10 protein-coding genes are annotated in these 11,850 nt (G+C 66.1%); 4 read left to right on the forward strand and 6 right to left on the reverse strand.

Features of this window, described 5'->3' with window-relative positions:
* Positions 1-9 precede the first annotated feature (9 nt).
* The gene (soxX, locus tag ACQR1Y_RS10285; protein ID WP_434856581.1) at positions 10-348 is read right to left on the reverse strand and encodes a sulfur oxidation c-type cytochrome SoxX; all 339 of its coding nucleotides are present in this window, start codon (positions 346-348) and stop codon (positions 10-12) included.
* 154 nt (positions 349-502) lie between these two features.
* Between soxX and ACQR1Y_RS10290 the strand changes: the two genes are divergently transcribed.
* The gene (locus ACQR1Y_RS10290) at positions 503-1,180 is read left to right on the forward strand and encodes a DUF938 domain-containing protein (RefSeq protein WP_434876055.1); all 678 of its coding nucleotides are present in this window, start codon (positions 503-505) and stop codon (positions 1,178-1,180) included.
* A gap of 121 nt (positions 1,181-1,301) precedes the next feature.
* On the opposite strand, the gene ACQR1Y_RS10295 is transcribed toward ACQR1Y_RS10290, so the two are convergent.
* Positions 1,302-3,380, reverse strand: a complete 2,079-nt coding sequence (locus tag ACQR1Y_RS10295) for a prolyl oligopeptidase family serine peptidase (protein ID WP_434876054.1) — start codon at positions 3,378-3,380, stop codon at positions 1,302-1,304.
* Between the two features lie 238 nt (positions 3,381-3,618).
* On the opposite strand from ACQR1Y_RS10295, the gene ACQR1Y_RS10300 reads away from it, so the two are divergent.
* The gene (locus ACQR1Y_RS10300; RefSeq protein ID WP_434876053.1) at positions 3,619-4,848 is read left to right on the forward strand and encodes an MFS transporter; all 1,230 of its coding nucleotides are present in this window, start codon (positions 3,619-3,621) and stop codon (positions 4,846-4,848) included.
* A 267-nt stretch (positions 4,849-5,115) separates the two neighbouring features.
* Here ACQR1Y_RS10300 and ACQR1Y_RS10305 read toward each other — a convergent pair whose 3' ends face one another.
* Positions 5,116-5,661: a carboxymuconolactone decarboxylase family protein gene (locus ACQR1Y_RS10305; protein ID WP_434876052.1), complete on the reverse strand. Its 546-nt coding sequence runs from the start codon at positions 5,659-5,661 to the stop codon at positions 5,116-5,118.
* Between the two features lie 154 nt (positions 5,662-5,815).
* Between ACQR1Y_RS10305 and ACQR1Y_RS10310 the strand changes: the two genes are divergently transcribed.
* Positions 5,816-7,000 carry an acyl-CoA dehydrogenase family protein gene (locus tag ACQR1Y_RS10310; protein ID WP_434876051.1) on the forward strand — a complete coding sequence of 395 codons (1,185 nt, stop codon included), beginning with the start codon at positions 5,816-5,818 and terminating at the stop codon, positions 6,998-7,000.
* A 161-nt stretch (positions 7,001-7,161) separates the two neighbouring features.
* Positions 7,162-8,301: an acyl-CoA dehydrogenase family protein gene (locus tag ACQR1Y_RS10315; protein ID WP_434876050.1), complete on the forward strand. Its 1,140-nt coding sequence runs from the start codon at positions 7,162-7,164 to the stop codon at positions 8,299-8,301.
* Positions 8,302-8,630: 329 nt separating this feature from the next.
* On the opposite strand, the gene ACQR1Y_RS10320 is transcribed toward ACQR1Y_RS10315, so the two are convergent.
* The 3 genes from ACQR1Y_RS10320 to ACQR1Y_RS10330 all read right to left on the reverse strand — a co-directional run bounded on the left by ACQR1Y_RS10320 (position 8,631) and on the right by ACQR1Y_RS10330 (position 11,840).
* Positions 8,631-9,143, reverse strand: a complete 513-nt coding sequence (locus ACQR1Y_RS10320) for a fasciclin domain-containing protein (RefSeq protein ID WP_434876049.1) — start codon at positions 9,141-9,143, stop codon at positions 8,631-8,633.
* A 999-nt stretch (positions 9,144-10,142) separates the two neighbouring features.
* Complete coding sequence (locus ACQR1Y_RS10325) at positions 10,143-11,180, reverse strand: amino acid ABC transporter substrate-binding protein (RefSeq protein WP_434856497.1); 1,038 nt, start codon at positions 11,178-11,180, stop codon at positions 10,143-10,145.
* A 66-nt stretch (positions 11,181-11,246) separates the two neighbouring features.
* A complete protein-coding gene (locus ACQR1Y_RS10330; protein ID WP_434856496.1) occupies positions 11,247-11,840 on the reverse strand; it encodes a L,D-transpeptidase in 594 nt (197 codons plus the stop codon).
* Between the last annotated feature and the right edge of the window lie 10 nt (positions 11,841-11,850).

An 11,850-nucleotide genomic window follows, 5' to 3' on the forward strand; every position in this document is an offset into this window, starting at 1 on the left:
GGCGGAAAGTCAGAGGGTCTGCAGGAAATCGACGATGGCGCTGATTTCCTGCTCGGTCAGGATGCGGTTGCGGCCGAACGGCGGCATCACGGTCAGCGGATTGCGAACGGTCTCGTCGTTGAGGATCGCGATCAGCTCGGTACGGTCGTACTTCGCTTTGAGGTTCTCGAGCTTCGGCCCGATCGAGCCCGGCAGGTCGCCGCCCTTGATCTCATGGCAGGTCAGGCAGTTGCCCTTGCTGCGGTCGAAGGCCAGCTTCTGGCCCTCGGTGGCGCCGGACTGGGCGTAGGCGGCCGCGGCAAACGAAGACATGGCGAGCGAAAGCCCCAGCGCCAGGGCGGTACGCATGACGGATGTGATCAAGATGGAGTTCCGACGGCTCGGTGATGTCAGCAATATAGCGGCTGCAAAGCATAAAGACCATCGGCTGACAATGCGGGTATGCTGGCCGCCGCAACGCGGTTAACGAGAGCCGTTCATCTGGACGGCCGGGGAGTTCGGAATGGCGGAGTATGTCGTGGAGTTCGGCCGGGACGGCCGGCGGGTGGAACCGGATGGACGGCTGGATGCAGCCGCGTTTCACCGCAACCACCAGCCGATCTGGGCCGTGCTGGCACGGCTGCTCGACGGCCGCTCCGGCGACGTGCTGGAGGCCGGCAGCGGCACCGGCCAGCATGTCGTGCATTTTGCCTCAGAGCGGCCGGACCTGACATGGTGGCCGAGCGACCTGAACGACAATCATCTCGCGAGCATCGCGGCGTGGCGCAGGCACGCGGGGCTGTCCAACATCCGCGACGCGCAGCGCATCGATTTGTCCGATACCGGCTGGGTCGGCGCATTCCGCGCCGCCGGCGGCCCTGCGCAACTGACCGCGATGTTCTGCGCCAACGTCATCCATATCGCGCCGTGGGCGGTGGCGGAGGGATTGTTCGCGGGCGCGGGGCAGGTGTTGTCGCCGAACGGACTGCTGGTGCTCTACGGCCCGTTCAAGCGGGACGGAAAGCACACGGCCGTCAGCAACGCCGTGTTCGATACGTCGTTGCGCGAGGGCAATCCGGAATGGGGCGTCCGCGACATCACCGATCTCGACGCGCTCGCCGCGCGCAACGGCTTGGTCTTGCGCGAGACGGTCGAGATGCCGGCCAACAACATGATTCTGGTGTTCGGGCGGGCTGCGTGAGTTGTCGACGGCGCATCGTCGACCCCCGTCATTGCGAGCGCAGCGAAGCAATCCAGGGGCCGGGTCGGGACTCTGGATTGCTTCGTCGCTTCGCTCCTCGCAATGACGCTGAGAGGTCGGCTCACCCCATCTCCAGCCCCACATGCCGCGCCAGGAACCGCGTGCCCAGCGTGATGAAGCTGGCGCGTTCGCGGTTGTCGGTGCCGTAGCCATGGCCGCCTGCGGCGGGCTCGTAGAACCAGGTGTCGTAGCCCATGGCCTGCAGCTTGGCGGTCATCTTGCGCGCGTGGCCCGGATGGACGCGGTCGTCGCGGCGCGTGGTGGCGATCAGGATCGGCGGATAAGGCTGGCCGGGCGTCGCGGTGTGATAGGCCGAGTAGGTCTGCAGCCAGCCCCACTCCTGGACCTTGTCCGGATCGCCATATTCGGCGATCCAGCTCGCGCCGGCGAGCAGCTTGGTGTAGCGGCGCATGTCGATCAGCGGGATGGTGCAGAACAGCGCGCCGAAGCGCTCGGGGTAGCGCACCAGCATGTTGGTGATCAGGATGCCGCCATTCGAGCCGCCTTGCGCGGCGATGCGCTTCGGCACGGTGACGCCGCGCCGGACGAGGTCGGCGGCGACGGCCGCGAAATCATCATGCGCGAGCCGCTTGCCGGCATAGCGGCCGGCATCGTGCCAGGCGGTGCCGAACTCGCCGCCGCCGCGGATGTTGGCCTGGACGAGCGTCCCGCCGCGCTCCAGCCACAGCTTGCCGAGCGCGGCATTATAGGCGGGCAGCAGCGTATGGCCGAAGCCGCCATAGGCATTCATATGCACCGGCGCATCGCCGGTCGGCTCGGCGGGGCCGGTCTGCGTGTAGGGAATCTTCACGCCGTCCACCGAGACCGCCTCGTGCCGCGTGACGACGTGTCCGTCGGCGGTGAACGTCCGTGGCGCCTGCTTCAAGACCACCGGCGCGCCGAGGTTTTCGACCAGTTGCAGCGACGGAGGAGTCAGCGGATCCTGGATGCTGGCCAACAGATCGCCATTTCCGGTCAATTCGTCGGAATCGAGCGGCCACACATTGACGGTGGCGAGCGTGGGCAGTCCCGGCAGCGGTTGAGAACTCCAGCCCTCCGCCGACGGCGTCCACACCTCGAATTGCGGCCGCAGCTCGTCCAGGATCGATAGCACCAGGCGGCCGCCGGCCCAGGACAGGCCCTGCAGCGCGCGCCGCGCGCTGGGCTCGAACAGGCGGATGAATTCGCGCGAGCCGGCGAGAAACGCCGACAGCCTGATGCCCAGCACGACGTCGGCCGGATGCGTGACCGCATCGATGGTCCAGGGCTGGCGCAGCTTGATTGCGATCCAGTCGCCATCCGGTGTGACCCAGCTGTCGCTCGGCACGTCCAGCCGCGTGACCGCGCCGCTGGCATCGCCGAGCCAGAGCTGATGGTTGAAGAAATCGAGCCCTTCCGAAAACCACACCCGCGCCGGCGTCACGCTGCGGTCGACACCGGCGCGGACCCAGACCGACTGGCCGTTCTCGGCCGCGAAGATCTGCTTTGCCGCGGCGACGGGCTCCCCGCGCCGCCACAATCGCACCGTGCGCGCATAGCCGGACGGCGTCGCCATGCCCTCGCCGAACGCGCTCGACAGCAGCAGCGTATCCCGGTCGAGCCAGTCGACGCTGCCCTTGGCCTCGGCCAAGGCGAAGCCGCCGTCGACGAAGCGCTTGGCCGTCAGATCGAACTCGCGCAGCACCACGGCATCGCTGCCGCCGCGCGACAGCGACAGCATCGCGCGCTCATGCTTGGGCGGCAGGCTGGAGACCCAGTTCAGCGCCCAGTCCTCGCCCTCGTCAGTCGCGAGGCGGTCGATGTCGAGCAGCACCTCCCATCGCGGTTGCGCTGTCCGGAACTCGTCCAAGGTCGTGCGCCGCCACAGGCCGCGCGGATGCACCGCGTCCTTCCATTGATTGTACAGCAGCCCGCCGCGCCTGGAGACGAACGGGATGTTGTCGGGCCGGTCGAAGATCGCGGCCAGCGCGTCGCGGTCGTGTTCGAAACCGGTATCGCCGAACGCGGCCAGTGTGCGCTGATTTTGCGCCGCGACGAAGGCCAGCGCGCGGTCGCCCTCGATGTCCTCAAGCCACAGATACGGATCGTCATCGGGGGCCGCGAGCGTCGGACGATCGTCGATTGAATCATCGATTGACATGGCTCAAGCTCCGCAGTCGCTGTGACCCGATAATACCGCTTGGCTTGATTAGCCGCGCCTACCGAGGCTGTCGAATCACGCCTCGCGATGCTGCAGGTCTTGTGGCTGCAAGTCTTGTGGCTGAAGGTCCTGTGGCTGCATGGCTTGCCTCCGCTGCGGCCGGTTGCCTCGGGCGCAGGCTTCCCGCAATAGTGCGGCCAGCAGAGCAGGCGCGCCGCCGCGCAGCCGGACATTCGAGATGATCGACCTCACCGTGACCGAAGACACTTCCGATGATGCCCGCGCGCGCCGCAACGTCACCCGCCTCGCCGCCGCGCAGGCGCTGACCGGCGCCAACTCGGCCGTGATCTTCGCCACCGGCGCGATCGTCGGCGTGACCATCGCACCGGACATCGGGCTCGCAACGGTGCCGATCTCGATGTACGTGGTCGGGCTTGCCGCCGGCACCTTGCCGACCGGCGCGATCTCGCGCCGCTACGGCCGCCGTGTCGCGTTCCTGATCGGCACCGGCTGTGGCGCGGTGACCGGCGTGCTCGGCTGCCTTGCCATTCTCCGCGGTTCGTTCGCGCTGTTCTGCCTCGCGACCTTCCTCGGCGGTCTCTACGGCGCCGTCGCACAATCCTATCGCTTCGCCGCCGCCGATGGCGCCAGCGCCGCGTTCCGGCCCAAGGCGGTGTCGTGGGTGATGGCGGGCGGCATCTTCGCCGGCCTGCTCGGTCCGCAACTCGTGCAATGGACGATGGACGTCTGGCAGCCTTATCTGTTCGCCTTCAGCTACCTGATCCAGGCGGCGGTGGCGCTGATCGCGATGGGCATCGTCTTTGGCGTCGATCTGCCGAAGCCGCAAGCCGCCGATCTGCACGGTGGCCGGCCGCTGTTGGAGATTGTGCGCCAGCCGCGCTTCATCGCCGCCGCGCTGTGCGGCACCATCGCCTATCCCGTGATGAACCTGGTGATGACCTCGGCGCCGCTGGCGATGCAGATGTGCGGTCTCACGGTGTCGGATTCCAATTTCGGCCTGCAATGGCACATCGTGGCGATGTACGGCCCGAGCTTCTTCACGGGCTCGCTGATCGCCCGCTTCGGCGCGCCGGTCATCGTCGCGCTCGGGCTGGCGCTGGAAGCGGTCGCCGCGATCATCGGGCTGTCCGGCCTGACCGCGATGCACTTCTGGGCCACGCTGGTGGCGCTCGGCGTGGGCTGGAATTTCGGCTTCGTCGGCGCCTCCGCGCTGGTGCTGGAGACGCATACGTCCGCCGAACGCAACAAGGTGCAGGCGTTCAACGATTTCCTGATCTTCGGCCTGATGGCGCTGGGCTCGTTCTCATCGGGGCAATTGCTGGCGCATTTCGGCTGGTCGGCGGTGAACCTGGTGGTCTTCCCGCCGGTGCTGCTGGGCCTGTGCGTGCTGGCGCTGGTGTGGTCGTCGAAGCGGCGGGTGGCTGCGAATGTGGTCGAGCGGAGCTAGAAGCCGCGCGCTCGGTGCGCCCCCCTCCCCCTTGCGGGGAGGGGTCGGGGGTGGGGGTTCCACGAACCGTGCTCTCGGTTAAACAAGATCGGAATCTCTCAATAGAGCCGGATTCCACGCCTCCATACACAACAGCTATTTGCACGAACAAAGGCGCGCCTCACTGAGTTCAGCGCCCGGAGACCCCCACCCCCGACCCCTCCCCGCAAGGGGGAGGGGATTGCACCGTCTTCGCGGTGACAGCGACGGATCGCAGCTCACAGCTGATCACTTCAACTCCGACACCTCGCCGTCCGGCAGATCGAACTCGAACGCGTTCAGCGTCATCGACACCATCGTGTAGTAGCCGCACAGGCCGATGATTTCGACCAGGCCGCGCTCGCCGAGCGTGGCGATCGCCTCCGCATACAGCGCGTCCGTCAGCCCGTGCCCCTCATGCAGCGACTTGGCGACGTCGTAGATCATCTGCGCCTTGGCATCGGAAAAGTCCGGCGTGCGGCGGTCGCGAATGTCCTCGATGATCTTGATGTCCAATCCGCCCGCCAGCGCCAGGCGCTTATGCGCGTACCATTCGTAATGCGCAGTCCAGTGCCGGGCCGTGACGAGGATCGCGATCTCCGACAGTGCGGCGGGAAACACCGTGTCGTAGCGCAGGAAGGCGCCGAGCCGGGTCGCGTGCCGCGCCATCTCCGGGCTGTTCAGCCAGGCCATCATCGGCGGCGGCGGCGAGCCCCGCTTGCTGGCGATCGACTCGTCATAGGTCTGGCGCTGGTCGGCGCTCATTTCGCCAGGCGAAAGAAGTTTCAGGCGCATGGTCGTTTCCTCGTATTTTCACGCGGCGGCATCATGACCATAGATCGCCGGACAAGGCGAGGGCGCCCGCGGCGACATCGATGTTGAATTCCCTGACGCGCTGAGGTTAGGTCGTTCCAACGACAGCAAACATGGAAACGCGCGAGGATCAGATATGGCCGATCTCGACACATTCCGCCGCGAAACGCGCGCCTGGCTCGAGGCCAATTGCCCGCCGGAAATGCGCCGGCCGATGACGTCCGACGAGGACACGTTCTGGGGCGGCCGCAACGCGAAATTCTCCTCCGAGCCGCAGCGCATCTGGTTCGAGCGCATGCGCGACAAGGGCTGGACGGTGCCGCATTGGCCGAAGGAATATGGCGGCGGCGGCCTCGACGGTGAGGAGGCGAAGATCGTGCGCCAGGAGATGGCGGCGATCGGGGCGCGCGCGCCGATCACCTCGTTCGGCATCTCGATGCTCGGACCGGCGCTGCTGAAATACGGCACCGAGGCGCAGAAGCGCGAGCACCTGCCGAAGATCACCGCCGGCCTCATTCGCTGGTGCCAGGGCTATTCCGAGCCGAATGCCGGCTCCGATCTCGCCTCGCTGCAGACGCGTGCCGAGAGCGACGGCGACGACTACATCATCAACGGCCAGAAGATCTGGACCTCCTACGCCAACTACGCCGACTGGATCTTCTGCCTGGTGCGCACCGATCCCACGGCGAAGAAGCATGACGGCATCAGCTTCATCCTGTTCGACATGACCTCGAAGGGCGTGTCGACCAAGCCGATCCTCTTGATTTCCGGCCGCTCGCCGTTCTGCGAGACCTTCTTCGACAATGTCCGCGTGCCCAAGGCCAATGTGCTCGGCACCGTCAATCGCGGCTGGGACGTCGCAAAATATCTGTTGCAGCACGAGCGCGCGATGATCTCCGGCATGGGCGAGCGCGGCGGCAGCCGGCCGCTGGGTCAGGTCGCGGCCGACTCGGTCGGCAGCGATGCGCAAGGCAGGCTCGACGATGCGCTGCTGCGCGCTGACATCGCCACCTTCGATGTCGACGAGGCCGCGCTTGCGGCCGCCGCCGAGCGCATGGTCGATCTCGCCAAGGCGGGGCAGGGCCATCCGGCATTCTCGTCGGCGATGAAGTATTACGGCACCGAGCTCAACAAGCGCCGCCACGAGATCCTGATGTCATCAGGCGGCATCGATGCGCTGGAATGGGAGAGCGAGCGCTCGCACGAAGGCGCCCGTCCGCGCGCCTGGCTGCGTACGAAAGCGAACTCCATCGAAGGAGGCACCTCCGAGGTCATGCTCGGCATTGTCGCCAAGCGCATCCTCGATCTGCCGGGGGCGTGACGAAAGACCCTCATCCTGAGGAGCGCGCCCCTTTGCGCGCGTCTCGAAGGATGAGGCCCCACTGTCGGCCTCATGGTTCGAGACGGCGCAAGGGCGCCTCCTCACCATGAGGGTTGAGAGCGAACCGGTCAGCCTCAGTTTCAGTTTCAAGGATTCTCGCCATGCCTCTCCTCCTCACCGAAGAACAATCCATGCTGCGCGACAGCGCGCGCGGTCTGATCTCCGATCACGCGCCGGTCGCTCACTTGCGCAAGCTGCGCGACACGAAAGACGAGACCGGCTTCTCGCGCGAGCTCTGGGCGACGTTCGCCGAGATGGGTTTCGCAGGCCTCCTGGTTCCCGAGGAGCATGGCGGCTCCGGACTCGGCGCGGTCGAGGCTGGCGTTGTCATGGAGGAGATCGGACGCACCTTGATGCCCTCGCCGTTCCTGGCGACCGCAGTGTTGTCAGCGTCGGCGCTGACCCGCGCGGGTTCGACCGCGCAGAAGTCAGAATACCTGCCGAAGATCGCAAGCGGCAAGCTGCTCGCCGCGCTCGCGCTCGATGAAGGCGCCAAGCATCGGCCGCTGCACACGGTGCTGCAAGCGGTGCGCTCCGGCAACGGCTTCAGGCTCAATGGCGCCAAGGCGATGGTGGTCGATGGCCATGTCGCCGATCTCCTGCTCGTCGTCGCGCGCAGCGCCGGCGCGCCGGGCGAGCGGGACGGCCTCACGCTGTTCCTGGTCGATCCCAGGGCCAAGGGCGTGGCGATAGAGCGCACCATCATGGTCGACGCGCACAACGCCGCGCGCATCACTTTCGACAATGTCGAGGTCAACGCGGATTACGTGCTGGGCGAGGTCGACGGCGGCGCCGCCGTGCTCGGCGGCGTGCTCGATCTCGGCCGTGGCGCGGTCGCCTCCGAGATGGTCGGCCTGAGCGAGGAGGTGTTCGGCCGCACGGTGGCGTACCTCAAGGAGCGCAAGCAGTTCGGCAAGGCGATCGGCGAATTCCAGGCGCTGCAGCACCGCGCCGCCCAGCTCTACATCGAGATCGAGATCACCCGCGCCGCAGTGCTGAAGGCGCTGCAGGCGCTCGAGGCGGATACCAGTGCTGCAACGGCCGCCGTCGCCGTGGCCAAGGCCCGCGCCGGCGCCACCGCAACGCGCGCGGTGCAGGAGGGCGTGCAGATGCATGGCGGCATGGGGATGACCGACCAGTTCGACATCGGCCTCTTCATGAAACGCGCCCGGGTCTGCGAGGAGCTGCTGGGGGATGCGAACTACCACGCGGCGCAGTTGGCGCAACTCAGAGGGTATTGAGTGAGGCAGCTCCTGCGAATCGTTATGCTCTTCGCAGGATGCCGAGGTTGGGCCATACCCACCGCTGTCGTCCCGGCGAACGCCGGGATCCATAACCACAGGGCGATGTGGCGACGCGCGCTGGTAGCTCCAGCGGTCGCCAAATTCCAGGCGGTGGTTATGGGTCCCGGCTCAAAGGCCGGGACGACACCGTTGTTGTTGAGACCGTATCGGCCCTCATAGGTCAGTTGCGTCCCCGCTATCTTGAACGTCGCGACGTCGGAGCTCACGAACAAAGAGCGCGACGTCATCGACGGCGCGCTCTCGTTTCAATCAATGTTCTCGCCGGATCAGTGATGCATCGCGGTCTTGGCCGGCGGCAGCAGCACCTTGTCGATGACATGGATGACGCCGTTCGAGGCGACGATATCGGCCTGGACGACATGGGCGTCGTTGACCTGCACGCCGAAGAAGGTGCCGTCGACGGCCACCGGCTGGCCCTGCGCGGTCTTGACGCTGAGCTTCTTGCCGGCGACGTCGCCCGCCTTCACCGCACCCGGAATGACGTGATACTTGAGGATCGCGGCGAGCTTGCCCTTGTTCTTCGGCTTCAGCAGGTCCTCGACGGTGCCCGGCGGAAGCGCTGCGAACGCCGCATCGGTCGGCGCGAACACGGTGAACGGGCCCTTGCTCTTCAGCACCGGCACGACGCCCGCGGCCTTGGCGGCGGCGACCAGCGTCTTGAACTGGCCTGCGCCGACGGCGGTGTCGACGATGTCAGCAGCGCGAGCAGCCGTGGCGGAGATGGAGAGCGCGCCGACCATCAACGCGCCGGCCACGAACGAACGGAATCCCAGCGTCATTCGAGTGTTTCCCTGTCAACTGAACTGATGAGTTGGCTGATGCGCAAAAGGGATTTGCAGCCCCTGTTCGCCCTGTCCTCCAGGTCGCACCAGCCTGACCGGATTGGTCGAGTTCGTTACGACCGATGCGATCGGATGGATTTGAGAGCGCGTTCACGAACTCGTGAGCGCGTTGCGGAGCCTCGGTAGCGGAGTGCGCGAGAGGCATGATTCTGCGGGACGAGTTACGCCATATCAGCAGGAGCTTTGCCCGTCGTGCCAATTTGTCGCAATCCGACGGGCGTTGTGTCGTCGGGCAAATCAGCTGCACAGTCTGCCGGTCTTGGCCCACAAGAGGGACGCTTCGCGATCGTCACGAGTGTCGGGCTGATGATGCGATGGCCGCATCGGATCGCAGCGCGTGTGAGCGTGCCGACGAACGATTCCGATGCGGACGTGAAAGTGCGTGGTCCTGGCGCCCCGAGGCTGGCGTCAAGCTCGCGACGATGCTGGCGCATCGCGCGGGCGACGGTGGCTAACAAGCCGGACACCGGGGAGAGCGCGCCATAAGCGTTAACACCATCGCGCAGGGAAGGCCGGGTTGTCCCGGCTGAGCCTGTGGTTCCTGCCGCCTGCAATTTTTTTCGCAGGCGGGCCGCAGGTGCCAGTCGGCACCTGGCCTTCCCTGCGCCCTCGATTTGGAAGAGGGCGGAGAAATGAGCAAAGCTCGGACGCGGAGAAGCGTCGCGAGGATGAGTTTGCTTATGCGATGTCGTTTGTCGGATTTAGCTCTCGTTGCGCGGGCGGTACGCTCCCTCTCCCCGTTCTTACGGGGAGAGGGTTGGGGTGAGGGGCAGACGCACGGGTGGTGTGAGCGGAGAGACCTGTACCCCCTCACCCGGATGTCATCTTGCGATGCCATCCGACCTCTCCCCGCAAGCGGGGCGAGGTACACCGAGCGAGCCGCTCATGATGTGGACTCACGTCCGCGACTTCGGCAAATGCCGGCGTCCGTCGGCCCTACCTGATCGGCGGCGCGTATTGCACGCCGCCCGCGTTCCACAGCTGGTTCATGCCGCGCGGGATCTTCAGCTTCGACTCGCTGCCGACGTTGCGCTCATAGACCTCGCCGTAATTGCCGACGTGGCGGATGATGCGGGCGGCCCAGTCCTTGGTGAGGCCGAGGTCCTGGCCGTAGGTGCCTTCATTGCCGACCAGCCGCATCACGTCCGGCTTCTTCGACTTCAGCGCCTCGTCGATGTTCTTGGAGGTGACGCCGAGTTCCTCGGCGTTGATCATCGCATACAGCGTCCACTTTACGATCATCATCCAGTCGTCGTCGCGCTGGCGGACCACCGGCGCGAGCGGCTCCTTGGAGATGACGTCGGGCAGGATGTCATGATCGTTCGGCTTCGACAGCGTCAGCCGCAGCGCATAGAGCTGCGAGACGTCGGCGGTGAAGGTGTCGCACTTGCCGCTGTCATAGGCCTTGAGGACGTCCTCGAGCTTGGGCAGCTTGACCTCCTCGTACTTCATGTTGTTGGCGCGGAAGTAGTCGGAGACATTGAGCGCGTTCGTCGTCGAGTCCTGCACGCAGACCTTGCTGCCGCTCAGGTCCAGCGCGGTCTCGAGCTTGCGCGAGCGCGGCACCATGAAGCCCTGGCCGTCGTAATAGGCGACCGCCGGGAAATACAGGTCGAAATTCTGCTCGCGCGCCATCGACCAGGTGGTGTTGCGCGAGAGGATGTCGACCTTGCGGCTCTGCAGCTCCTTGAAGCGCTCGTTGGCGTCGAGCGGCACGAACTTCGCCTTCTTCGGATCGTCAAAGATGGCGGCCGCGACCGCGCGGCAGAAATCGACGTCGAACCCGGTCCAGTTGCCCTTGTCATCGGGGATCGAGAAGCCGGGCAGGCCGGCATTGACTCCGCACAGCACCTCGCCGCGGCGGATCGTCCGCTTCAGGGTGCGGGTGTCGTACATTTCGTAGGTGACGGCGAAGGCCGCGACGAGGACAGCGACGGCGAGCCCGATCAGCAGGCCGCCTCGGAAAGTGCGCATGATGAATCTCTTTCGAAAAATGTCAGGACAAAGCGATGGCTGAATGTCCGGCGGCAGGCGCCGCCGTCACAGTTCCGGCTTCTGCCGCACCACGACCTTGGTGCCGACGGGCACGCGGTCGTAGAGATCGGCGACATCGGCATTCACCAGGCGGAAGCAGCCGGAGGAAATCTTGCTGCCGATGGTCCAGGGCTGGTTGGTGCCGTGGATGCGATACACGGTGGTGCCCAGATACATCGCGCGGGCGCCCAGCGGATTGCCGGGACCGCCGGCCATGAAGCGCGGCAGATAGGGCTGGCGCTGGATCATTTCCGGCGGCGGCGTCCAGTCCGGCCACTCGGCCTTCTTGGTGATGCTGAGCAGGCCCTGCCACTGGAAGCCGTCACGGCCGACCCCGATGCCGTAGCGGATGGCGCGGCCGCCCGGCTGCACCAGATAGAGGTGACGCTCGGCGGTGGAGACGATGATCGTGCCCGGCGGCTCGTTGGTGCGGAAGTAGACGACCTGCTTGCGCCACTCGGGATCGAGCTCGTAGCCGTCATCGGCGACCAGGCCGGGCTGATCCCCGGGATCGTCGGACTGGGCGAAGCTGTGCGATGTGGACAGCGCCAGCGCGATGATGGCGCTGGTGGCACACAGCAGGCGACGGAAACTCGGCATTCAAAGCTCT

The sequence above is a fragment of the Bradyrhizobium sp. HKCCYLRH3099 genome (genome assembly GCF_051167855.1).
In the GTDB taxonomy this organism is placed as follows: Bacteria; Pseudomonadota; Alphaproteobacteria; order Rhizobiales; family Xanthobacteraceae; genus Bradyrhizobium.

Bases quoted from the DNA above. Each gene is read 5' to 3' on its own strand.
- soxX (WP_434856581.1), bottom strand. From the start codon at position 348: ATGCGTACCGCCCTGGCGCTGGGGCTTTCGCTCGCCATGTCTTCGTTT.
- ACQR1Y_RS10290 (WP_434876055.1), top strand. From the start codon at position 503: ATGGCGGAGTATGTCGTGGAGTTCGGCCGGGACGGCCGGCGGGTGGAA.
- ACQR1Y_RS10295 (WP_434876054.1), bottom strand. From the start codon at position 3,380: ATGTCAATCGATGATTCAATCGACGATCGTCCGACGCTCGCGGCCCCC.
- ACQR1Y_RS10300 (WP_434876053.1), top strand. From the start codon at position 3,619: ATGATCGACCTCACCGTGACCGAAGACACTTCCGATGATGCCCGCGCG.
- ACQR1Y_RS10305 (WP_434876052.1), bottom strand. From the start codon at position 5,661: ATGCGCCTGAAACTTCTTTCGCCTGGCGAAATGAGCGCCGACCAGCGC.
- ACQR1Y_RS10310 (WP_434876051.1), top strand. From the start codon at position 5,816: ATGGCCGATCTCGACACATTCCGCCGCGAAACGCGCGCCTGGCTCGAG.
- ACQR1Y_RS10315 (WP_434876050.1), top strand. From the start codon at position 7,162: ATGCCTCTCCTCCTCACCGAAGAACAATCCATGCTGCGCGACAGCGCG.
- ACQR1Y_RS10320 (WP_434876049.1), bottom strand. From the start codon at position 9,143: ATGACGCTGGGATTCCGTTCGTTCGTGGCCGGCGCGTTGATGGTCGGC.
- ACQR1Y_RS10325 (WP_434856497.1), bottom strand. From the start codon at position 11,180: ATGCGCACTTTCCGAGGCGGCCTGCTGATCGGGCTCGCCGTCGCTGTC.
- ACQR1Y_RS10330 (WP_434856496.1), bottom strand. From the start codon at position 11,840: ATGCCGAGTTTCCGTCGCCTGCTGTGTGCCACCAGCGCCATCATCGCG.